20 protein-coding genes are annotated in these 22,662 nt (G+C 72.0%); 8 read left to right on the top strand and 12 right to left on the bottom strand.

Translation table 11 applies throughout. From position 1 onward, the window contains the following. Positions 1 to 107 precede the first annotated feature (107 nt). The 3 genes from KRH_RS04900 (at position 108) to KRH_RS04890 (ending at position 3,399) form a co-directional block, all read left to right on the top strand. Positions 108 to 1,193: a YihY/virulence factor BrkB family protein gene (locus tag KRH_RS04900; RefSeq protein WP_041297336.1), complete on the top strand. Its 1,086-nt coding sequence runs from the start codon at positions 108 to 110 to the stop codon at positions 1,191 to 1,193. Between the two features lie 428 nt (positions 1,194 to 1,621). Continuing rightward, on the top strand, positions 1,622 to 2,719 hold the full coding sequence (locus KRH_RS04895) for an S-(hydroxymethyl)mycothiol dehydrogenase (RefSeq protein WP_012398081.1): 1,098 nt from the start codon (positions 1,622 to 1,624) through the stop codon (positions 2,717 to 2,719). Then, a complete protein-coding gene (locus KRH_RS04890; protein WP_012398080.1) occupies positions 2,716 to 3,399 on the top strand; it encodes an MBL fold metallo-hydrolase in 684 nt (227 codons plus the stop codon). The genes KRH_RS04895 and KRH_RS04890 overlap by 4 nt, the downstream gene beginning before the upstream one ends. Before the next feature lie 309 nt (positions 3,400 to 3,708). Here the strand turns inward: KRH_RS04890 and KRH_RS04885 are convergent, their stop codons facing one another. The 3 genes from KRH_RS04885 to KRH_RS04875 are packed head-to-tail and all read right to left on the bottom strand — an operon-like array spanning position 3,709 to position 9,462. Next, positions 3,709 to 4,992 carry a hypothetical protein gene (locus tag KRH_RS04885; protein WP_012398079.1) on the bottom strand — a complete coding sequence of 428 codons (1,284 nt, stop codon included), beginning with the start codon at positions 4,990 to 4,992 and terminating at the stop codon, positions 3,709 to 3,711. Between the two features lie 10 nt (positions 4,993 to 5,002). Beyond that, positions 5,003 to 8,242 carry an AAA family ATPase gene (locus KRH_RS04880; protein ID WP_012398078.1) on the bottom strand — a complete coding sequence of 1,080 codons (3,240 nt, stop codon included), beginning with the start codon at positions 8,240 to 8,242 and terminating at the stop codon, positions 5,003 to 5,005. Continuing rightward, positions 8,239 to 9,462: an exonuclease SbcCD subunit D gene (locus tag KRH_RS04875; RefSeq protein ID WP_012398077.1), complete on the bottom strand. Its 1,224-nt coding sequence runs from the start codon at positions 9,460 to 9,462 to the stop codon at positions 8,239 to 8,241. The genes KRH_RS04880 and KRH_RS04875 overlap by 4 nt, the downstream gene beginning before the upstream one ends. Positions 9,463 to 9,720: 258 nt before the next feature. Here KRH_RS04875 and KRH_RS12875 point away from each other — a divergent pair, with 258 nt between their 5' ends. The 3 genes from KRH_RS12875 (at position 9,721) to KRH_RS04865 (ending at position 12,764) form a co-directional block, all read left to right on the top strand. Further along, positions 9,721 to 10,536 carry a DUF6318 family protein gene (locus tag KRH_RS12875; RefSeq protein WP_012398076.1) on the top strand — a complete coding sequence of 272 codons (816 nt, stop codon included), beginning with the start codon at positions 9,721 to 9,723 and terminating at the stop codon, positions 10,534 to 10,536. Positions 10,537 to 10,865: 329 nt separating this feature from the next. Further along, entirely contained in the window at positions 10,866 to 11,645 is a 780-nt protein-coding gene (locus tag KRH_RS04870; RefSeq protein WP_012398075.1) for a hypothetical protein, read from the top strand. 72 nt (positions 11,646 to 11,717) lie between these two features. Beyond that, positions 11,718 to 12,764, top strand: a complete 1,047-nt coding sequence (locus KRH_RS04865) for a hypothetical protein (protein ID WP_012398074.1) — start codon at positions 11,718 to 11,720, stop codon at positions 12,762 to 12,764. An 81-nt stretch (positions 12,765 to 12,845) separates the two neighbouring features. Here KRH_RS04865 and KRH_RS04860 read toward each other — a convergent pair whose 3' ends face one another. The 8 genes from KRH_RS04860 to clpS form a co-directional block, all read right to left on the bottom strand. Further along, entirely contained in the window at positions 12,846 to 13,427 is a 582-nt protein-coding gene (locus KRH_RS04860) for a 3'-5' exonuclease (protein ID WP_012398073.1), read from the bottom strand. Positions 13,428 to 13,468: 41 nt separating this feature from the next. Further along, positions 13,469 to 14,329: a phosphotransferase family protein gene (locus KRH_RS04855; protein ID WP_012398072.1), complete on the bottom strand. Its 861-nt coding sequence runs from the start codon at positions 14,327 to 14,329 to the stop codon at positions 13,469 to 13,471. Positions 14,330 to 14,332: 3 nt separating this feature from the next. Next, positions 14,333 to 15,010 (bottom strand): RdgB/HAM1 family non-canonical purine NTP pyrophosphatase, encoded by a 678-nt coding sequence (gene rdgB / locus KRH_RS04850; protein ID WP_012398071.1) that lies wholly within the window; start codon positions 15,008 to 15,010, stop codon positions 14,333 to 14,335. Next, on the bottom strand, positions 15,000 to 15,809 hold the full coding sequence (gene rph, locus KRH_RS04845) for a ribonuclease PH (protein WP_050738040.1): 810 nt from the start codon (positions 15,807 to 15,809) through the stop codon (positions 15,000 to 15,002). Before rph ends, rdgB begins: the two co-directional genes overlap by 11 nt. Positions 15,810 to 15,819: 10 nt before the next feature. Next, positions 15,820 to 16,659, bottom strand: a complete 840-nt coding sequence (locus tag KRH_RS04840) for an MBL fold metallo-hydrolase (RefSeq protein WP_012398069.1) — start codon at positions 16,657 to 16,659, stop codon at positions 15,820 to 15,822. 25 nt (positions 16,660 to 16,684) lie between these two features. Continuing rightward, positions 16,685 to 17,578, bottom strand: a complete 894-nt coding sequence (gene murI, locus KRH_RS04835; protein ID WP_012398068.1) for a glutamate racemase — start codon at positions 17,576 to 17,578, stop codon at positions 16,685 to 16,687. Between the two features lie 68 nt (positions 17,579 to 17,646). Further along, positions 17,647 to 18,207 carry a DUF2017 domain-containing protein gene (locus tag KRH_RS04830; RefSeq protein WP_012398067.1) on the bottom strand — a complete coding sequence of 187 codons (561 nt, stop codon included), beginning with the start codon at positions 18,205 to 18,207 and terminating at the stop codon, positions 17,647 to 17,649. Beyond that, positions 18,207 to 18,557, bottom strand: coding sequence for an ATP-dependent Clp protease adapter ClpS (clpS, locus tag KRH_RS04825; RefSeq protein ID WP_012398066.1), 351 nt, complete (start codon positions 18,555 to 18,557; stop codon positions 18,207 to 18,209). Before clpS ends, KRH_RS04830 begins: the two co-directional genes overlap by 1 nt. Before the next feature lie 65 nt (positions 18,558 to 18,622). On the opposite strand from clpS, the gene KRH_RS04820 reads away from it, so the two are divergent. Next, positions 18,623 to 19,960, top strand: a complete 1,338-nt coding sequence (locus KRH_RS04820) for a nicotinate phosphoribosyltransferase (protein ID WP_012398065.1) — start codon at positions 18,623 to 18,625, stop codon at positions 19,958 to 19,960. A 14-nt stretch (positions 19,961 to 19,974) separates the two neighbouring features. Beyond that, positions 19,975 to 20,592 carry an isochorismatase family protein gene (locus KRH_RS04815; RefSeq protein ID WP_012398064.1) on the top strand — a complete coding sequence of 206 codons (618 nt, stop codon included), beginning with the start codon at positions 19,975 to 19,977 and terminating at the stop codon, positions 20,590 to 20,592. A gap of 100 nt (positions 20,593 to 20,692) precedes the next feature. Here KRH_RS04815 and KRH_RS04810 read toward each other — a convergent pair whose 3' ends face one another. After that, positions 20,693 to 22,474, bottom strand: coding sequence for a DEAD/DEAH box helicase (locus KRH_RS04810; protein ID WP_041297556.1), 1,782 nt, complete (start codon positions 22,472 to 22,474; stop codon positions 20,693 to 20,695). Between the last annotated feature and the right edge of the window lie 188 nt (positions 22,475 to 22,662).

The raw sequence follows: 22,662 nt of genomic DNA, 5'->3' as shown, positions 1-22,662 counted from the left end.
CACGGGCGCGGTGCTGCATCCGGAGGTGTTCGAGGGACCGCGGGGCGGGAAGTCAGTACACTGCTCGGAGCACCTGCGTCCAGCAGACACCCCTCGAGAGGACCCCCATGACCGACCAGCACCTGGAGTCCACCGCGGCCAGGGACGACGCCGCGCCCCACCCGGACCACGACTCCAAGCCCGACTCCCCCGGCAAGCTCAAGGGCCAGTCCTGGGGGTACGTGTTCAAGCGCGCGCTGTCCGAGTTCACCAAGGACGGCTGCACCGATCTCGCGGCGTCCCTGACCTACTTCGCCGTGCTCTCCGTCTTCCCGGCCCTGCTGGCGCTCGTCTCGCTGCTGGGCGTGTTCGGCCAGGGCGAGGCCACCACCAAGGCCATCCTGGACTTCCTGAACCAGTACGCCCCGTCCGCGCTCGTGGAGCTGCTCTCCGATCCCATCTCCCAGCTCACCACGCAGTCCGGAGCGGGACTCGCGCTGGTGGTCGGCATCGTGGGCGCTCTGTGGACCGCGTCCGGGTACACCGGGGCGTTCTCCCGGGCCCTGAACCGCATCTACGAGGTCTCCGAGGGGCGCCCCTTCTGGAAGCTCAAGCCCGTGATGCTGCTCGTCACCCTGATCGTGGTGCTCATCGTGGCCGCCGTGATGGTCATGGTGCTGCTCTCTGGCGACCTCGCCCAGACCCTGGGCGACGCCGTGGGGCTGGGCTCCACCGCCGTGACCGTGTGGAACTGGGTCAAGATCCCCGTGGTGCTGCTCCTGCTGGTGCTGCTGATCGCCATCCTGTTCTACGCGACCCCCAACGTGCAGCAGCCCAAGTTCCGCTGGATGAGCCCCGGTGCGGCCATCTCCCTGGTGTTCATGATCGTCGCCGGTCTGGCGTTCGCGTTCTACGTGGCGAACTTCGCCAAGTACAACGCCACGTACGGGGTCATCGGCTCCGTGATCATCCTGCTGCTGGGGCTGTGGATCATGAACAACGCGCTGCTGTTCGGGGCCGAGGTGGACGCCGAGCTCGAGCGCGGCCGCCAGCTGCAGGGCGGGATCCGCGCCGAGGAGACCATCCAGCTGCCCCCGCGTGACACCGCCCAGGTGGAGAAGCTGCGCGCCAAGGAGGAGAAGCTCGAGGCCGAGGGTCGCAAGATCCGGCTGCACACCGAGCACGTGGACTACTCCAAGCCCTCGCAGGACTGACACCCGGCCGGTCGGCCCGCCACCCACGCGGTGCGCCGACCACGGACGGGGCGTGACAGGGGCCCGCACGGTCGAGACCGTGCGGGCCCCTTCGCGTGTCCCCGGGGGTGTTTCCCCGAGCGCCCGCCTCCTCGGGAGCGGGTTGTCGCCCGCCCCGGGCTTTTGCGTGCACCGGGGCTCCTCGCGTGCCAGGCCCTCCCTCGCACCCTGGGCTTCTCACATGCCAGGTGCCCCCGCGTGACGACGTCGCCCGGTGCCGGACCCGGGTCGGCCGCGGTGTCCGCCGGGCGGGGAAGCGCGCGGGGCCGACCCGGGCCGGCCGCGGTGTTCGCCGGTCGGCGAACCGCGCGGGGCCCGGGTGCCGCGAAACCGGGCACCGCGCATACTGGGAGGGACAACCAACCGAGCACCCTGACGGAGGCAATCGCATGCACAAGGTCAAAGGCGTAGTGGCGCTGAAGAAGGACGCCCCGGCGTCCGTGGAGACCATCCTGGTCCCGGATCCGGGGCCCGGGGAGGCCCTCGTGGACGTCCTCACGTGCGGGGTGTGCCAGACGGACCTGCACTACAAGGTGGGCGGTGTCGGGGAGGACTTCCCGTACCTGCTGGGCCACGAGGCCACCGGCGTGGTCAGCGCCGTGGGTGAGGGCGTCACCGAGGTCTCCGTGGGCGACCACGTGATCCTCAACTGGCGGGCCGTGTGCGGCGAGTGCCGCGCGTGCCGCCGGGGTGAGCCCTGGTACTGCTTCGACACCCACAACGCCACGCAGAAGATGACCCTGGAGGACGGCACCGAGCTGGAGCCCGCGCTGGGGATCGGCGCGTTCGCCGAAAAGACCCTCGTGGCCGCAGGCCAGTGCACCCGCATCGAGACCCCCCTCGAGGACGAGCAGTACGCGGCCGTGGGTCTGCTGGGCTGCGGCGTGACCGCGGGCATCGGCGCGGCCATCAACACCGGCGCCGTGAAGCGCGGGGAGTCCGTGGCCGTGATCGGCTGCGGCGGTGTGGGCACTGCGGCCATCGCGGGTGCCGCACTGGCCGGCGCCACCACGATCATCGCCGTGGACGTGGACGACGAGAAGCTGCGCACCGCCCAGCGGCTCGGCGCCACGCACACCGTCAACTCCCGCTCCGCGGACGCCGTGGAGGGCATCCGCGAGCTCACCGGCGGGTTCGGGGCGGACCTCGTGATCGATGCCGTGGGTGTCGCGGACACCTTCATGCAGGCGTTCCGGGCCCGCGATCTCGCGGGGCGTGTGGTGCTGGTGGGGGTTCCGAACCCGGGCACCACGGTGGACCTGCCGCTGGACGAGGTGTTCTCCCGGGGAGGCTCCGTCAAGTCCGCGTGGTACGGGGACACGCTGCCCTCCCGCGACTTCCCGATGCTCGTGGACCAGTACGTCCTCGGTCGTCTGGACCTCGACGCCTTCGTGTCGGAGCGCATCGGCCTGGAGGACGTCGAGGCGGCGTTCGACACCATGCGCGCCGGCAAGGTGCTGCGCTCCGTGGTGGAGCTGGCACGGTGAGCGCCCACCCGGAGACCGTCCTCACCGATCCCAGCGGTGGCGTGACCGTCCAGAAGTGCGTGACCGAGGGAACCTTCAACCTCGACGGCGGCTCCTGGGAGGTGGAGAACAACGTGTGGATCGTCGGTGGCGCCGCCGAGTGCGTGGTCATCGACCCCGCGCACGACCCGGACGCGGTGATCGCCGCGGTCGGTGAGCGCACCGTGACCCACGTGCTGCTCACTCACGGCCACGACGACCACATCAAGGCCGTCCGGGACTTCGTGGAGCAACTGGGCACGGACGCCCCGGTGCTCATGAGCCACGAGGACCTCATGCTGTGGCACGACGTCCACCCGCAGGGTCCCGAGCCCGAGCCGCTGCACGACGGTCAGCAGCTGGTGACCGGGACCGTGGAGTTCACGGTGCTGGCCACGCCGGGGCACTCCCCCGGCTCCGTGGTCTTCCACGCCCCGCAGCTCGGGGAGCACGGCGTGATCTTCACCGGGGACACCCTCTTCCAGGGTGGTCCGGGCGCCACGGGACGCTCGTACTCGGACTTCCCCACGATCATTGCCTCGATCGAGAAGCGGCTCCTCGCCCTCCCGGAGGACACCCTGGTGCTCCCCGGGCACGGTGACCCCACCACCGTGGGCGAGGAGAAGCCCCACCTCGGCGAGTGGATCGCCCGCGGCCACTGAGCCGACGCCGACGCGCCCCCGAGCGCGTCGGCCCGACCACCGGCCGGGTGGCGTTCCGGCCGTTGCCCGACGACGCCGCCGCGGAACCGCCATGCGAGAGCACGGTTCCGCGGCGGCGTCGTGCTGTGCGGAGGGGTGCAGCTGTGGGGAATGGTGGAGCCGGGCGGGACGGTGGCGGCGGGCGGAATGGTAGGGACGGGAGGGGTGCTTGAGCCGGGCATCGACGTCATGCGGGGCGCACGCGTGCGCGGTGGCGTGACGCCGCGGCGGCATCGTGCCCAACCGCGGAGTGGCTCGGGTACCGGCCGCTCAGATCCTGGGATCGGGGCCGGGGGTGCGACGCAGTCCGTAGCAGAACACGAGGGCGGACCCCAGCAGGGCCATGGCGGCGGCCACGGGGATCATCGCCGCGGACATGTAGTCCCACCGCACCCCGAGGTACGCGCACACGATCAGCCCCACGGCCGTGGCCGCGCCGGTGGCGATGTTCATGAGGGCCACGAGTCCGAGGTAGCCGCGGGCCATGTCCACCTGGCCCGCGCAGCTGTGGATGCACAGCAGGCACGGGCCGGAGAAGAAGCCGACCGCCATGAGCACCAGGGCGTAGCCGAGCGCGCCGGAGGGCCCGGACAGCAGCATGGAGGTCAGCAGCGCGCCGGTGGCCACGAGCACCCACATGTTGGCCGCCGTGACCCGGTGCCGGAAGCGCACGGCCAGCGTGGAGCCCACCGCTGCCCCGAAACCGAGCAGCGCGTACATGACCCCCATGCTTTCCACGGTGTCCAGGGACACCGAGTACACCGCAAGGCAGCCCTGGGCCGCGCCCAGCAGCGCGTTGAGTGCCGCGATCCCGTAGAGCACCCCGTGGCGCAGCCGGAACGCGGTGCGCCGCTGCGCGCGGGTGGGCCAGTGGTCCTGGCGCCACAGGTGCACGGGCATGTTGGCCTGCGGCTGACGCGCCGAGGGGTGCAGCACGAACAGCAGCATGATGAGCACGGACAGGATTGCCGAGGCCCGCAGCACGGACGAGGGGCCGGCCAGCACCGCCAGCAGTCCCGTGAGCGCGGCGCCGAGCACGGTGGCCAGGGCCTCGTTGACGGATTCGCGCCGCATCGCGGCCCCGAAGGCCCCGGGGCGCTCTTCACCGGCGAAGACCGACGCCCACCGCAGTCGCGCGGCGAGGCCCATGGGTGCGAGCGACAGGCCGGCCACGAAGAACGGGGCGAACTCGCCCGCGGCGTCCCAGGTGGTGGAGACCGCGCTGACGTCCACGCGGGAGAGCTGCCACATCACGATGCCCTGGATCACGGAGATGGCCGCGAGCGCCCACAGCCGCCACCGGACCGTGGCGAACACGGCCATGCCCAGCCCGCACACGGCCATGCCCAGACACAGGGCTGCGGCCCCGAGCGCCGCGGCCCACGCGGAGGAGGCCGAGACGGCGAGCCACGTGAGCACGCCCAGCGGGGCCATGACCTGCGGAAGGCGCAGCAGCAGCGTGATGGTGCTCAGCTGGAGGTCGCTGCCGATCCGTCCGACGCGGGGAGCCCGGGCTGCGGAGGACGGCGCGCGGTCACGGGTGGTGGAGTTCACGAGCGTCAGCCTACGCGGGAGACCACGGGTCCGCCTCGATGCCGAGGTGGGAGCCCTGGGGGGTCTTAGTCACGACCAGTTGCGTGTCGATCCGCTGCTTCATCTCGCTGACGTGGGACACCACGCCGATCACCCGTCCGTCACGGCGCAGCCCGTCGAGGGTTTCCAGCACCTGCTCCAGGGTCTGCTCGTCCAGGGAGCCGAAACCCTCGTCCACGAACAACGTGTCGATGTCCCGGCCACCGGCCTCCGCCCGCACCACGTCCGCGAGCGCGAGGGCCAGCGCGAGGGAGGTGAAGAAGGACTCACCCCCGGACAGCGTCTCGGTGCCGCGGCGCACACCGGTCCAGGAGTCGTCGATCTCGAGGCCGAGCCCCGACTTGCCGCCGCCCCGGGTCTGGTCCGTGTGCACCAGGGTGAAGCGACCGGAGGACATGCGGCTGAGGTGCTCGGAGGCCACGGCGGCCACCTGCTCGAGCTTGGCCGCGAGCACGAACGAGGTCAGGGTCATGCGCAGGGAGTTCTCGGAGGACGTGGCGGTGGCCACGTCCGCGAGACCGCCGAGCGTGGCCGCGCGCTCCCGGATGCCGCGGTGGCGGGCGTCCTGATCCGGGATCTGGCTCGCGGTGGCGGTGATGTCCTCGACGAGGGCGTGCAGACCCCCGAGCTGCCGGGTGAGCCGGTCACGCAGCATGTCCAGATCGTCGCGCGCGAGGGCCGCGCGGGACAGGGCGGCGTCGGAGAGTTCCTCGCGTTCCGGCCCGTCGAGGGCCGCGGCGCGGCGCATCTCCTCCGTGGCGAGCTCGGCGTCGAGGGCGGCGGCATCCCGCTCGTGGGCCTCCCACCAGGTCCGGAGCTCCCGGGCCTCCCCCGGTTCCAGCAGTGCGCGGGAGACGTCCGCCGCGCCGTCGAACGGTGAGGCGGACACCGCGCGTTCCAGAGCGTGCGTGCTGAGTCGGGCGTGCTCCCGGGCCTGCTCGTGCGCCCTGTGGGCGCTCTCCCAAGCGTCGAGGTGCTCCAGCAGCTGCTCGGCGTGCTCCAGGAACCGCGGGGCGTCCCTGAAGCCTCGCAGGCTCTGCGCGAGCTGCTCGCGCTCACGGTCGCAGTGCTGTGCCGCCGCGTCCACCCGGATCCGTGCGCTGGCGGCCTCGGCACTCGTGCTCGCAGCACGTTCCTCCACCTCGGCGAGCGTCTCGCGCCCCGAGGCGACCGCGCGGGCGATGCGCTCCGCCCGCTCGAGCCGCGCGACGAGCTCGGTCTCCTCCTCGGCGGCCCGCCGTGCGCGTTCCACCACGGCGTCGAGATCCTCCTCCGCCCCGCGTCCCAGGGCCTCGGCGGCGGCGTGCTGGGCCCGCTGCCACGTGGCGTGGGAGGCATCCGCAGTGTCCTGTGCGGCGTCCCGTGCGGCCCGGGCACGCTCCAGGTCCGCCACCGTGACCTCGTCACCCGGAGCCGCGGTGGCCGGTTCGGGGTGGCACGTGGAACCGCACACCGGGCACGGTGCCCCCGGTGCCAGCTCCTCGGCCAGTGCCGAGGCCGCGTGCTCGAAGCGCAGCGCCTCCAGCCCCTCCACGTGACGGGCGGCCTCCCGGCGGGCGGTCTCGTCCCGCTCGTAGTCCCGGCCCCGCTGCTCCGCCGTGGCCCTGGCGTGCTCGTAGTCCCGGCTCGCCTCCACCGCGGCCCGTGCACTGCGGGCCCGCTCTCGCACGAGGGCTTCGTCCCTGGTGTCCGAGCGCAGCTGCTCCAGGTCGTGCTCCCGTTCGGCGAGGGCCACGCGTTCGCCCTCCATCCGCTCCCGCAGCTGCTGCTCCGCCCCCTCCAGCTGCTGCAGGTGCCGGGTCTCGCGCTCCATGTCGGCCCGGTCCCGCTCCAGGGCCCCGGCCCGTTCGACGGCCCGGCGGGCCGCCTCCCGCGCGGCCACGGCGGCATCGCGCAACGACGCCGAGAACGCCCTCGCCGCCAGCTGCTCGTCCAGCAGCGGGGCGTGCTCCGCCAGCACCTGGCGGCCGGAGCGCCCCGGCGGGCTCTGCGGGGCGAGTTCGGTGCGGAGATCGCTGACGCGCTGCGCCGCCTCCGTCTCCTCCCGGGTGGCCGTGCGAGAGGCCTGGACGACGTCCTGGAGCTGGTGCGCGGCGTCGTGCTCCTGCAGCGTGCGGGCGGCGTCCTGCGCGCGCTCGTGCTCCTCGGACAGTTTTTCGCGCCGTCGGGTGAGGCTGTCGAAGTGGTCCAGCCGTTCCCGCGCGGCCTCGAGCCCAGCGGCCCTGCGCTGGGCCACCGTGAACTCCTCGGCGGCTCGCTGACGAGCGCGGTCCACCGCGTCCACGAGCGCACCACCGGCCCCGGCGAGGTCCGCCCACCGGGCAGTGACGTCGCGGGCATCCTCCGGACCGCGGCCGTCGTCCTCATTGCCCGTGGCGCTCGGGGTCTCCCCCGTGGGGTCCGTCCACTGCGCGGGCCCGTCCGATGGCCCGGTCTCGTCCACCGCCTGTTCCCGCGGCGCCCACGACGCCACCGGGGTCCCCTCGACCTCGTCCTGGGCTCGAGCGGGCAGCTCCTCCACGGCCGCGAGCAGCCTGGCGCGGAAGCGTTCCAGCAGCTCCTCGGTGCGCTGCGCCTCGGCGCCCGCGTCCCGCAGCTGCTGCTTGGCGTGATCCGCCCGGGCCTTGAGCTCGTCCTGGATCCCGGCGTACACATCGGTGCCGAAGAGGGTTTCCAGCAGCTCCTCCCGTTCCTTGGACCCGGCCTGCAGGAAACGGGCGAAACGGCCCTGGGGCAGCATCATGACCTGGGTGAACTGCTCGCGGTCCAGCCCGATCGCGTGGTGGATCTGCTGCCCCACGTCGTCCGGCCGGTAGCCACGCTCCATCCACTGGCCCTCGACCGACTCGCGCAGCAGCACGGTGGCGTGGCGTTCGGTCCATCCCGAGGCGGCGCGCGAGGAGGGCTCTCGCCACGCGGGCGTGCGGCTCACGTGCCAGCGGCGACCCCCGGCCGAGAACTCGACGTCCACCCGTGGCCCGGTGTGGGGGTCGGCGTGGTCGCTGTGCTGGGCCTTGCGTCCGCCCTTGGCCGCCGTGGTGGGTCCCGTTCCGTAGAGCGCGAAGCAGATCGCGTCCAGCACGCTGGTCTTGCCGGAACCCGTCTCCCCGTTGAGCAGGAACACCCCGGCGCGGTTGAGCCCCTCGAAGTCCACGACCTCCTGGCCGGCGAACGGCCCGAACGCCGTGATCTCCATCCGGTGCAGTCTCATCGCCCGGCTCCCTTCTCGCACACGGCCGCCACCGCGTCGTCCAGCTCGGCGGCCTCGGACGGCGAGAGCGACCGGCCCCGGACGTGGTCGTAGAACCGGGCGCACAGCTCCCCCGGGCTGGCGACACCGGCGACTCGTGCGCTGTAGCCCAGCGGGGTGGCGGCCCGGCTTCCCTCCGGTTCCCAGCGCAGCTCCACGGTGTGGGGGAACCGGGTGCGGACCCGTTCCATGGCCGCGGCGGGGCGTTCGGCGTCCGTGAGCACCACCTGGCACCAGGCGTCCTGGGCACGGGTGTGCTCCGGCTCCGTCAGCAGCGCGTCGAGCTGTCCCCTGAGCCGGGCCAGGCGCATCCCGGACGCATGGTCCAGGGGCGTCACCCCGTGCACGCCGTCGGACCGCACGTCCACGAGCCACGCACCCTTGGAGTGCTCCGCCTCCGAGAACGAGTAGGCCACGGGCGATCCGCTGTAGCGCACGGTCTCGATGACGCGCTGCCGTCGGTGCAGGTGGCCCAGGGCGGTGTAGTCGTGTCCCGCGAAAATCTCCGCGGACGCCGTGCCCAGTCCGCCCGAGTCGACCACCCGCTCCGAGTCGGTGGGCTCGGCGCCCGTGACGAAGGCGTGGGCCATCACCACGGTGGGGACCCCGGGACGGTTGCGGGCGTCGTCGATCCGCGCCGTCACCGCACCCAGGACACCCTGGTGGGTGGGTGCACAGTCCAGGAGGGGCGCGGCGGCGCGCGGTTCTAGGTAGGGGATGCCGTAGACGGCCACCGTGGTGTCCTCCGCGGCGGCGACGGGGGAACCGGCGGAGGGCTCTCCCGCCGGCACTGCGCCCCGGGACACCGTGAGCCGACCGTCGCGCTGCGTGAACAGCGCCGGCCGCCATGCGTCCTCAAGTGTGGTCAGCAGGTGGACGCCGCCATGGGACATGATCTGCGACCCGAAGCCGAGACGGGCCGGGGAGTCGTGGTTGCCGCTCGTGAGGACCACCTGGGCCCCGGCCTCACGGATCTCACCCAGTGTGCGGTTGAGCAGCTCCACCACCTCCGTGCGGGGCTGGGCACGGTCGTAGACGTCCCCGGAGACGAGCACCACCGAGACGTCGTACTCACGGACCCACGCGACGATCTCCGTCATGGCCCGAGCCTGGACGTCCAGGATGTCGACCCCGTGGAACGTGCGTCCCAGGTGCCAGTCGGAGGTGTGCAGCATCAGCATGGGCTCACCGTAACGGGGCCCTCGGACATCCACGAGCGGATCGGCACCCGGTGCAGATCGGACGCCGGGCCGTGAGGGCAACGCCCCCCCCAAGTCCATGATTATGCATCGTTTCCAGGGCGTGGGCGCCTGAAACATGATGAATTCTCCGCGGTGGTCGCGCGGTCGGCACCCCGCTGACCTGGCGTCATGCATGTGCATGTTCTCCGTTGTCCACAATTGCGTGAATGCGCCCCCTGAGGCGAGCGTTCCCGCTCTATGCTCTGGGAAATGTCCGGTGCATCACACCGGGTCCGCGACGCAGGGAGTTCACGGCACATGCAGCATGCACGGTCCGCACGAGTGGGGGCACGCGCCCTGGTGGTCGCCGGAGTCGCGGCACTCACGCTGAGTGGCTGCGGGGGTGGCCCCGCGGCGGACGGCTCCGCCTCCCCCCAGCCCACCGCGTCCAGCGCTTCCTCGCACGACGACGCCGCCTCGCCCAGCACCCCACCCGCCTCTGCCAGCGCCTCCACCACGGGATCGTCGTCCCCGCTGCCCGAGGACTGGCGCCCCCAGGAGCCCACCGTTCTCGCGACGGGCCAGAAGGTCCCGGACGACTACGAACCCGCCACCCTGGAGCATCCCGCCCGCAACGTGCCGAAACCGGTGATGCCCAAGGAGGCCGCGCAGGAGACAGAGGCCGGCGCGCAGGCGTTCCTGAACTACCGGGCGGATGCGCAGTGGTACTCCATCCAGACTGGCGACACGAGCATTATTCGAGAGCTCACATCGACGACGTGTGATCGATGCTCCGCCCAATACGGACGCATTGAGGAAATATATAAGTCCGGGTCTTGGATGGCTGGAGGGTCCGAGTCTGCAACCATCCTCCCCGGCACGTTCGTGAAACGCACGACAGGCGAGTACACGATGCCAGTGAATGCAAAAAGTGCAGGGTTCCTGGTTGTGGATCATGGGAAAACCGCAAGTCGGCAAGCCCCATATGAAAGTGATAAAATTCTAGACACTTCGCTCATTTACAGCGGCGGGAACTGGATCTATGTAACGGCCTCTCCTCGGGGCTCATTGTGATTTACTCCCAGTGGTACACAAAAACATGCGCGCTTATTGCGGTTGCATCAATTTTATTTCTAGCTGCATTCACGATGCAGAGTCCCGCGAGCGCAGCTGACTCCGCAGACGGATGGGGTCAGGGTGACGAAGCCGGTCTCGCAACTTCCGATGCACAAGCAAGCGGCTCCGATATTTCAATTTCCCTCAGTAAAACGGTGCATCCTAATGGAGGTACTGCAGGAATCGGAGGTCCTGCAGGTCGCACTGGCGGCCAATCTGGCTCTGCTTCTGACACATGGAACCCCGATACCGATCCAGATTTTCAGCGCGCTCTGCGGAATGCCCTGATGTCGAATGACGACTCCATCTTCTTCAACGCCCGCCTCATGGACACGGCCAAGAACCGGACCACGTACGGCCTGCAGGACCCGTGCACGGGTGAGAAGGGCGCCGCCCTGCGCGGGTGCCGCTCCCAGCAGGAGTGCACAGACGATTCCGGTGCGGCCGGCGTGAACATGGACATCGTGGTGGGCGGGGCCTCGGACGGTCAGCGATCGGCACGCGGCACGCAGATGTGCGTGTCCAACGCGCAGGCGGACGGCGCCGGGGAGGACGGCTTCGTGTCCCTGCCCGTCTTCACCATCCAGGACTTCCAGCGGCTGGCGGTGGCGCCCGCGGAGAGCCACGTGCAACCCGCACCCGACACCCTCAAGAACATGAACACCAACGTGTACGCGGTGGCCCAGCCCCAGACGTTCACCACCACCCTGGGCGGGTACCCCGTGTCCGTGCGCGCCTACCCCGTGCAGTACACCTGGAACTACGGCGACGGGGCCACCCTGGGCCCCACTCCGCTGACGGGCGCTCCCCTGGCCGACGGTCAGTGGGACGTTCCCACCGACACGTCGCACGTGTACCGCTCCACCGGTGACTTCTCCGTGGTGCTGACCACCTCGTTCTACGGCGAGTACAACATCGCCGACACCGGGTGGCAGCCGGTCATGGGCTACAACCAGGTCACCTCGCCCCCCGTGGGGCTGAGCGTGTGGCGGGCCACCGTGCACAACGTGGCGGACGACTGCAGGATCAACCCCTCGGGCGTGGGCTGCCCGGGCTCGACCCGCTGACCCGTGCCGTCCCCGGCCGTGCCGTCTCTAGCCGTGGCCACCCCCGGCCCGCGGGCTTCCTAGACTGGGCCCATGACACGTGAGCACCCCACCGAACTGCTGGACCGAGACCACGGGCTGGACGCGGCGTCGGACTCCTATCCGGGGTCGGTGCGCGGCGTGGTCCTGGCCCCCTGGGTGGCCTCCGGTGGTCCGGGGCCCGACCAGTCCACCCAACTGGCCGCCCGCACGGTCAGCGCACTGAACGAGGTGGCCCGCTGGGCCGCGGACGGGCAGAACGCCGATCCCACCGCGTGTGCGTGGTTGGCGTACCTGCGCTGGGCGGTCGAGAACGGCGCGCGGCTGCCAGAGGATGCACCCCACCCACCGTCCGACGGCTTCGACCGGGAGCACCCCACTCTCGCCGCGCCGGGTGAGCACGGCGGGGACACGTTCGATGCGCTGACCACCGGCGCTCTGGGCGAGGTCATGCGGCCCGTGCTGCCGCTCGCCGGCAGCCCCGAGCTCCTGGCCCGCACCGCCCCCTACGGTGTGCTGCCGGGCATCGGCTGGAAGCCTCTCGTGGCCCTCGCGGTCGATTCCGCGGCCATCACCCACGGCAGCCCGGAGGCCCAGACCGCCGCGGTGGGCATGGCGCTGGCGGTCCACGCCGCGGTCCGCGCCCGTGCGTCGGGGGCGGAACTGCGTGAGGTGGTGGCCGAGACCGCCCGCGTGTGCGGCCTGCTCACCCGCCCCGCCCCGCACACCCTGGACCTGCTGCACGCGTGCACAAACCCCGGGTCACGCCGCGCGCTGCTGGACCCCGCAGAACCGGCCCCCGCACCGGAGCACGCCGCGTCCACCGCCCTCGTGCGCGGACTGGCCGCCCTGCTCGAAGCGGCCGCTGGCACGGACGCCACGGCGCAGGACTCCGGGGACGACGTCGCCCGGTGCGCCTCCGACATGCTGCCCGGGGACGACACGGTCCAGGCAGCCGCGCGGGCCGTGACCACCACCGTGGCGGCCGCGCGCTGGGGACTCGAGGCTCCCGGGGAGTCCGCGCAGGCCCCGGTGGCACTCGCCACCCGCTCCGAGCTCCTCACGCTGGCCGAGACCTGGCTCTCACTCTGGCGGCCGTGACCCCGCACGGGAGCACGCACCGCTGAGGTGCGGCCGCGGCAGCCCCTGCGCTGCGCGTGGTTCCGGATCAGATCGGGCGCGTCACAGCAGCGCCCGTTGGAGGCGCACACCGTAGTGGGCGGCGAGATCCGGCATCGTGTCCGCCCCGCTGCGCCGGGCGAGGTCCAGGACGATGCCCGCGCACGCCAGCGCGTCGCTGAGGGCGTTGTGGTGGTCCTCGACCTCCGCGCCCGCCGCCCGGGAGGCCGAGGGCAGGGCATAGGAGCGCAGCGTGTACGCCGCGCGCGCGAGGCGCAGCGTGCAGGCGTAGTCCCACGGCCTCGGGTCCCGACCGCACGCGCGGTTGGCGGCCTTGACCACGCCGGTGTCGAACACAGCGTTGTGCGCGACGAGCACGGCGTCGGGGTCCTCTGGCGTGATGTTCTCGCACATCCAGTCCCACAGCCTGTCGAACGTGGGTGCGTGCGTGACCTCGGCGGGCCGGATGCCGTGGATCCGGACGTTGCCGGGTTCGAAGGCGTCGTGGCCGGCCGGCGGCCGGATGAGGGAGTACCTGGTGTCGACCACCTGCCCGTCCCGCACCCGCACCACGCCCAGGGCGCACGCGGAGGCGAGGCTGCGGTTGGCGGTCTCGAAGTCGATGGCGGTGAAGCTGACAGGCACGTGTCCACCCTAGGGACGGGGTCCGACACGGGCACCGGGCCTCACGCGACGGCGACCGCCCGGGTCTCGTACCACGCGTCCGCCTTCTCCACGGCCTGGCGGACCTGCGCGGTGTCGAGCTCGTGGTGCAGCGCGTACGCCACGGCCTGCAGCGGGAAGATCCTGGCGTGCAGCCGGGCGCGCTCGAAGCACTCCTCGTCGGTGGCCGCACGCACGCTGGGCCAGCCGAACCACAGACCCAGGGACGCGACGTCGTAGGCGGGATCGCTCAGGCACGCGTGGTCCCAGTCGATCACCCCGACCAGGTGATCCCCCTGCCACAGCATGTTGGAGCCCATCAGGTCACCGTGCACGAGCCGCGGCGTCACGTTCTCCAGCGCCACGAGGTCCTGGATGGCGTGCAGGGCGCGGTCCCGGTTGCGGGGCAGCAGCCGGGGCAGCACCTGCTCCAGCAGCACGTGGCGCCGCCGGTGCCCGCCCCAGTGCTGACCGGGGCGGTCCAGCCATGGCTCGGCCGCTGATGCGTCCGCGTGGCGGATCTGCTCGAGCACCCGGTGCAGCTGCGCGGGGTCCACGGGGCCGGGATCCCGGGGTGCCCCGGGGATCCACGTCATGCCCACCGCGGTGTAGCGCCCGTCCTGGATCACGGGAGTCAGGGGGCGGGGCACCGCGAAGTCGAACTCCGGCAGGCGGGACAGTGCGCGTGTGCGGCGCCTGACGTTCTCCCCCGACATGGGGTTCTTGGCAATCCGCACGCTCATCATGTGCCCGGCGTTGACCACGATGTGCGCGGACCCGCCCGCGTGCAGCTCCCACTCCGAGCGCTCCACGCTGACACCGGCCTCCGCCAGGACCGCTTCCACGGCTCGGGCGAACGGGAGGTATCCGCAGGCGAACGTCATGGGTCAGACCTCGGACTCCGGTTCGAGCGGGGCGCCCGCGTGGCCGCTGCCGGACGCGTGCAGCAGGTCGAGCAGCGGCGGCAGGGCCGCTGCCATGGCCCGGGCCCGGTGGCTGATCCGGTTCTTGTGCTCGGCGTCCAGCTGCGCGAGGCTGCGCCCGTTCTCCCCCTCCGGGGCGAAGACGGGGTCGTAGCCGAAGCCGTTCTCCCCCGCCGGGGCGGTGAGGATGTGGCCGGGCAGCTCGCCCGTGACCACGTGCTCGGTGCCGTCCGGGGCCGCGAGCGCCGCGGCGCACACGAAGCGCGCGGACCGGTGCTCGGGCGCCACGTCGCCGAGCTGGGCGAGCAGCAGGGCCAGGTTGGCGGCGTCGTCGCCGTGGCGACCGGACCAGCGCGCGGAGAAGATCCCCGGGGAGCCGCCCATCACGTCCACGGCGAGCCCGGAGTCGTCGGCGAGCGCCACCAGACCGGTCGCGGCCGCCGCGGCGCGGGCCTTGAGCAGCGCGTTCTCGGCGAAGGTCACCCCAGTCTCGACGACGTCGCCCAGGCCGGCCGCGCCCGCGTCCACCACCGCGGCGGGATCGGTGATGCCGGCCGCCGCGAGCATGGCCCGCAGCTCGCGGACCTTGCCCTGGTTGTGCGTGGCAAGCACCACCCGCGCGCCGGGCGTGTCACCGGCCACGGGTGCTCTCCAGGGTCTCCCGCTGGATCTGCGCGAGCTGGGAGCAGCCCGCGACCGCGAGGTCGAGCAGCGCGTCGAGCTCGTCGCGGCGGAACGGGGCGCCCTCCGCGGTGCCCTGGACCTCCACGAAGTCGCCCGAACCCGTGACCACCACGTTCATGTCGGTCTCGGCGCGGACGTCCTCCACGTACGGCAGGTCCAGCATGGGGACACCGTCGATGATGCCCACGGAGACCGCCGCCACGGAGTCGGTCAGGGGGTTCACGCGGCGCTTGAGCACGCCGTTGTCGTGGGCCCAGTTGATGGCCTCGGCAAGCGCCACGTAGGCGCCGGTGATGGAGGCGGTACGGGTGCCGCCGTCGGCCTGCAGGACGTCGCAGTCGAGCACCACGGTGTTCTCACCGAGGGCCTCGAGGTCGATGATGGAGCGCAGCGAGCGCCCGATCAGCCGGGAGATCTCGTGGGTGCGCCCGCCGATCTTGCCCTTGACGGACTCGCGGGCGGAGCGGGTGGACGTGGCGCGCGGGAGCATCGCGTACTCCGCGGTGACCCAGCCGCGCCCCTCGCCCTTGAGCCAGCGGGGCACGCCCTCCGTGAGCGAAGCGGTGCACAGCACGCGGGTGCCTCCGAACTCGATCAGCGCGGAGCCCTCCGCCTGCTCGGACCAGCCGCGGGTGATCGTGATGGGCCGCAGCTCCGCGACGGAGCGTCCATCGGCCCGCACCACGGCGGGTGATGCGGTGCCGCCCTCGCCCGTGGGGTTCGCGGTGGATCGTGCCGGATCGGTAGGCGAAGTCATGGGTGCCAGACTAGTCCGCGGTTCCGGCCCGTGCCAACGCATCGAACGAACGATCGGTCGGCCCGGCGACGTCGTAGCTCCTGCCGGGCAGGGCCACGGACACGGGCCCCGCGAACACCTCGGCGGCCTCCCCCGCCGTGACCTCGGGGTCGTTCCACACGGGCAGGTGGGTCAGCAGCAGGCGCCGCACGTGTGCCGCGGTGGCGGCCTCCCCCGCGCGTCGGCCGGTGAGGTGGATCCCGCGCAGGTGGTCCTCCCGGCCCTCCTCGTAGGCCGCCTCGCACAGGAACACGTCCGCGTCCCGCGCCGCGGCCACCAGCTCGTCGCACGAGTCGGTGTCCCCGGAGTACGTGAGCACCTCGGTGCCGTGCGGCCCGTGGTACTCCACGCGCAGCGCGAACGGCTCGGGGCAGGGGTGGTTCACCGGGAACGCGGCGACCGTGAAGGGGCCCACCGTCACGGGCCGGCCCGGCTGCCACACGTGGAAGTCGAACTCCGTGGCCATCGAGTGCTCGGGGGGCAGCATGTGCAGCTGGTTGAGGTAGGTGTGCGTCGCGGAGGGCCCGTAAAGGGGTATGGTCCCGGCGTTCCAGCCTCGGGGATCCCACTTGACCGCCACGTGGAGTCCTCCCACGTCCACGCAGTGGTCCGGGTGCAGGTGGGAGAGCATGATCGCGTCGATCGCGTGCAGGTCGATGTAGCGCTGGAGCGTGCCCAGGGCTCCGTTGCCCATGTCCAGCACGATCCGCCACGTGCGCCCCTCCGCGTCCTGGCCCGACACCAGGTAGCAGGACGCCGGGGAGCTCGGGCCCGGGAAGCTGCCCGAGTTGCCGACCACGGTGAGGATCATGGGATCGCGCCTTTCTGCTGCCGGCTCAGCGCTGAGCCGGGTGGATCGTCGAGAGGGAGCCCGTGGGGTACTGCTCGGCCACGGAGGAGGTGTGGCGCACGCGCAGCACCTCCGGTCCCAGGAAGCGCTGGGCCAGGACCTCGAAGCTCGCCGGGTCCCCCGTGGCGAGGAACTCGTGGTGGGGCGCCAGGGACGGGTCCCGCTCGAGGCCGTTGTCCAGCAGGCTGCGGTAGACGTCGCGGGCGGTCTCCTCGGCGGAGGAGACCAGGTTCACGCTCTCGCCCATCACGTAGGAGATCACGGCCGTGAGCAGCGGGTAGTGGGTGCAGCCGAGCACCAGGGTGTCCACCTGGGCGTCCTTGAGGGGCTGCAGATACTCCTGGGCGGTGCTCAGCAGCTCGGGCCCGGAGGTCACACCCCGTTCCACGTACTCCACGAAGGCGGGGCACGCCACGGACGTGATCTCCAGCTGCGGGGCCGCCGCGAAGGTGTCGTTGTAGGCCCGGGAGCCGATGGTGGCCTCGGTGCCGATCACCCCCACGCGTCCGGAGCGCGTGGTGGCCACGGCGCGTCGCACAGCGGGCTGGATCACCTCGGTCACGGGGATGCTGTACCCGCGCGTGTAGCGCTCACGGGCGTCCCGAAGCACCGCCGCCGAGGCCGTGTTGCACGCGATCACCAGCAGCTTGACGCCGGAGTCCACGAGGTCGTCCATGATCCGCAGCGCGTTCGAGCGCACCTGCGCGATGGGCAGGGGGCCGTAGGGTCCGTTCGCGGTGTCCCCCACGTAGAGGATCTCCTCGTTGGGCAGCTGGTCGATGATGGACCGGGCCACCGTGAGCCCGCCCACACCCGAGTCGAACACGCCGATGGGCGAGTTGGGATTCGGTCCGGGGCGACGTTCGGGCTCAGCCTGCATAACGGAAAACTGTAGTGCGTCCCGGCGCCACCCGCCCACATGAGACGAACTGTGCCGGTGCGTACGGCTCACGCGCCGGGCAGGGTCTTCAGCAGCGCGTTCATCAGGGACTCCTGCAGCCAGGACACGAAGTTGTACACCACGCCCATGTACTGCTCCACGGACTCGGCCCGCCCGAAGTCCGTGAGCTCGCCCACCCGTTCGGCGTCCTCGGTGGAGTCGATGCCCAGCCGCGCGGCAAGCACCAGGCGGACGTCGTTGAGCGAGCGCGCGAAGTCCTGCGCCTGCTCGGTGCTCAGCACGACGGGCTCGGCCTCGAGCGCGAGGGACGAGGCCCGCAGCGCCGCCATCTTGCGTTCGCGCAGCGAGCGGTCGGTGAGCCGGCGGAACTCGGCGGCCTGCTCCGGGTCCGACGACGCCGCGGGCAGCAGCCTGCGCAGCGCCGGGTCCTGCGGCTCGGGGACGTCCTCGTCCCACCCGACGAGCGCTTCCAGGGGGTCCTCCGTCTGCCGGGGCTCGGGCTCGAGGGTCTCCCCCACGTCCGCGAACAGCTTCTGCAGCAGCCGCACCTCGGGTGCCTCGAAGCGGCCCACGATGCCCTTGCGCGTGCGCTTGAAACCGTGCGCCATCAGTTCTCCCCCGCCTTCTCGTACGTGGCCCACAGTCCGTACCCGTGCAGCGAGCTCACGTGGGCCTCGGCTTCCTCCAGGGAGCCGGTGAACACGATCGAGCGGCCGCTGTGGTGGACCTCGAGCATGAGGGTGCGGGCCTTGGCGTCCGAGTAGCCGAAGTGCGCCCGGAACACGTAGACCACGTAGCTCATGAGGTTCACGGGGTCGTCCCAGACCACCACGTTCCACGGGACGTTCATGGCGGTGGCCGCCTGGTCCTCGCGGGCCACCGTGGGGGACTCCGCAGGGGCCGCGCTCACCAGGACGCCGGGCGCGAGGACGGGGGCCGGAGCAGCAGAAGTGGACATCGCACCCATGGTAGCCGTGGGTCGCGCGGATGTGCTCACCGTGAACGGCGCACTAGGCTGGCAGCGTGAACGAGCACTCCTCCTGGCACCCACAGCCCACGTCCCTGTTGACGGACCACTACGAGCTCACGATGCTGCAGGCCGCGCTGCGCGCGGGCACGGCGTCCCGGCGCAGCGTGTTCGAGGTCTTCTCCCGCCGCCTGCCGCACGGCCGCCGCTACGGGGTCCTCGCCGGGGTGGGGCGCGTCCTGGAGGGCCTGGAGCAGTTCCGCTTCACGGACGAGCAGCTGCGCTTCCTGCGTGACACCCGCGTGGTGGACGCCGCCACGGTGGCGTACCTGGAGAACTTCCGCTTCACGGGCCAGATCCGCGGCTACGCGGAGGGCGAGACCTACTTCCCGCACTCCCCGCTGCTGAGCGTCGAGTCCTCCTTCGCCGAGGCGTGCGTGCTGGAGACCTACATCCTCTCCGTGCTCAACTTCGACTCCGCCGTGGCCTCCGCCGCCTCGCGCATGGTGGGTGCCGCGGGTGACCGGCCGTGCATCGAGATGGGGTCGCGCCGTGCCCACGAGCAGGCGGCGGTCGCGGCCGCCCGTGCCGCCGTGGTCGCGGGCTTCGAGTCCACCTCCAACCTGGAGGCGGGCTTCCGCTACGGCGTGCGGACCGTGGGCACGGCCGCCCACTCCTTCACGCTGCTGCACGACTCCGAGGAGCAGGCCTTCCGCGCGCAGCTCGACGCCCTGGGCGTGTCCACCACGCTGCTGGTGGACACGTACGACGTCGAACGGGCCGTCCGTCTGGCCGTCGAGATCGCGGGCCCGGACCTGGGCGGCGTGCGCCTGGACTCGGGCGACCTGGTGACCCAGGCGGCCTCCGTGCGCGCTCTGCTGGACAAGCTCGGCAACCCCAACACCCGCATCACGGTCACGAGCGACCTGGACGAGTACGCGATCGCCGCGCTGCGCGCCGCCCCCGTGGACTCCTACGGCGTGGGCACCCGCCTGGTCACGGGATCGGGGGCGCCCACCTCCTCGATGGTCTACAAGCTCGTCTCGCGCGAGGGCGTCTCCGGCACCATGGAACCCGTGGCGAAGGCCTCCTCCGGGAAGGCGTCGGTGGGCGGCGAGAAGCACGCGCTGCGGCGTCGCAATCCGCAGGGCGTGGCCACGCACGAGATCGTGGGCGTGTCCCACACGCCCCAGGACGACGGCGACGACCGCCCCCTGCTCGTGGACTACGTCACCGGCGGGGAGCTGCGCGAGGGCTTCACGGGCCCGGCCGGCGTGCGCAGGGCGCGCGAGCGCCATGCGGCCTCCGTGGCCGAGCTGCCCCGCGCCGCCCGTCGGCTCTCCGAGGGCGAGCCCGTGATCCCCACCGTGATCGAACCCGGAACCGCACACTGAGCAGGGAGGACACCGTGCGCACTGCACTGCTGATCGTGGACGTCCAGAACGACTTCTGTGAGGGCGGCAGCCTGGCCGTCGCCGGGGGCGCCGCGGTGGCCGCGGGGATCTCCGAGTACCTCGAGGACCACCACGCGGACTACGCCGCGGTCGCGGCCACGCAGGACTGGCACGTGGACCCGGGAGAGCACTTCAGCGACACCCCGGACTGGGTCACGAGCTGGCCCGTCCACTGCGTGGCGGACACCCCGGGCGCGGAGACCCACCCGGACCTCGACACCGAGCACGTCACCGAGTTCTTCCGCAAGGGCGCGTACGACGCCGCCTACTCGGGTTTCGAGGGATTGTCCGCCCCGGACGTGGACGTCCCCATGGGAGAGCCCGAGGAGGCCGCGGACGAGGACCGCGTGAGCCTCGACGACTGGCTCCGCGAGCGCGACGTCGAGGCCGTGGACGTGGTGGGGCTCGCCCTGGACCACTGCGTGCTGGCCACCGCACGCGACGCGGTGGACGCCGGCTACGAGACCCGGCTGCTGTTGCCTCTCACGGCACCCGTGTCCGAGGAGGGCGGCGAGCGCGCCGTCGCGGAGCTGGAGGACGTGGGGGTGGAGGTCCTCACCGACCTGCCCTGACGTCTCCCCGCCGGGCGCGGCCCCGTGGGCTGCAGCTCGGTGTGGGAGGGGAGCCGGCCCGGTTCGGGAAGCAGTCCCGAGCGGCGCCGCGCCCCGGGCGCTACTTGCGGCCGATGAACCAGCGCTGCAGCATCGCGAGACGCGCGTTGAGCTGCTCCTCCGAGGCCTGCGCGACGGGCGGACCGCCGCACTTGGTGCGCAGCTCGTTGTGGATCACGCCGTGCGGTGTGCCCGTGCGCGCGGACCACGCCGAGACGTTCTTGGACAGCTGGGCCCGCAGGTCCTTGAGCCGCCGGTGGTCCGGGACCGGGGGCTGCTCGGGGGCCGTGCCGCCGCCCTGCCGCTGGGCCGAGCGCGACTGGCGCTCCCGCAGCAGCTCGGAGACCTGCTCGGGATCCAGCAGGCCGGGGATCCCGAGGTACTCGGCCTCCTCCTCCGAGCCCACGGCCGCGCCGCCGCCGAACGCGCCGCCGTCGAAGAGCACACCGTGAAAGGACGCGTCCGAGTCCAGGGCCTGGAAGTTGCCCTGCGCGAGCGCGGACGAGGCACGCTCCTCACGGTTGGCCTCCTCCAGCAGGTCGTCGTCCCAGCCGGTCTCCATGGGCTGGTCGAAGTCCACGACGTCGGGCACGCTCTTGGGCTTGTCCAGCGCGTGGTCCCGCTCCTCCTCCATGGAGTTGGCGAGCGCCATGAGCACGGGCACCGACGGCAGGAACACCGACGCGGTCTCCCCGCGCTTGCGGGCGCGCACGAAGCGGCCCACGGCCTGGGCGAAGAACAGCGGCGTGGACGTGGACGTCGCGTAGACCCCCACCGCGAGGCGGGGCACGTCCACCCCCTCGGAGACCATGCGCACGGCCACCATCCAGCGCTTGTCCGACTCCGAGAACTGGTCAATCTTGTTCGAGGCGGCCTTGTCGTCGGAGAGCACCACGGTGGGCCGCTCCCCCGTGAGCGCGTGCAGCTGCTCGGCGTAGGCCTTGGCGTCCTGGTGGTCGGTCGCGATCACGAGCGCCCCCGCATCCGGCACGGTGCGGCGCACCTGGGTCAGGCGCTGGTCCGCGGCGCGCAGAACGGACGGGATCCACTGGCCCTGCGGGTCCAGGGCCGTGCGCCACGCGTGGGACGTGATGTCCTTAGTGAAGCCCTCCCCCAGCTGCGCGGCCATCTCCTCACCCGCCGAGGTCCGCCACCGCATCTGCCCCGAGTAGGCCATGAAGATCACGGGGCGCACCACGTGGTCCTGCAGCGCGTTGCCGTAGCCGTACGTGTAGTCGGCCGTGGAGCGGCGGATGCCGTCCCCGTCCTCCTCGTAGCGCACGAACGGAATGGGCGAGGTGTCCGAGCGGAAGGGCGTACCCGTGAGCGCGAGCCGACGGGTGGCCGGCTCGAAGGCCTCGCGCAGCCCGTCACCCCAGGACAGCGCGTCACCCGCGTGGTGGATCTCGTCCATGATCACCAGCGTGCGTCCGGCCTCGGTCCGGGCCCGGTGCAGCAGCGGCTTGTTCGCCACCTGGGCGTACGTCACCGCCGCACCCATGTAGCCCCGCCCGTGCTGGCCGTCCGCGTTCTTGAAGTTGGGGTCGATGGCGAGCCCCACGCGAGCGGCGGCGTCCGCCCACTGCCGTTTCAGGTGCTCGGTGGGGGTCACCACGGTCACGCGCTGGACCACACCGGCGTCGTGCAGCTTCTTGGCCACGGTGAGCGCGAAGGTGGTCTTGCCGGCGCCGGGGGTCGCCACGGCCATGAAGTCCCGCGGCTGCGCCTGCTCGTAGCGCTGGATGGCCTCCGCCTGCCAGGCACGCAGCTTGGGGGCAGTGCCCCACGCCGCTCGATCCGGGTACGCCGGAGGCAGGTCGGCCGCCGCCCCGAACAGGGACATCTGGTCGTTCTCAGACACGTGGTGCTCGTCCTCTCCGCGCGCTGTGGCGCGCGTTTCCACCGTTTCTCCAGAGTTCTTGCGGACGACGCCGCCCGGTCGGGTCCGCGGGCAGGGGTTGCCCCGCGCCCGTTCCGCACTTCCCCGGTCCTGTCGCCCGTCCTCGGCACCCCTCGCCCGACGACGCCGCC

It is taken from the genome of Kocuria rhizophila DC2201, assembly GCF_000010285.1.
In the GTDB taxonomy this organism is placed as follows: Bacteria; Actinomycetota; Actinomycetes; order Actinomycetales; family Micrococcaceae; genus Kocuria; species Kocuria rhizophila_A.
The sequence above is the reverse complement of the archived record's forward strand: the minus strand, read 5'-3'. Positions and strand labels throughout refer to the sequence as shown.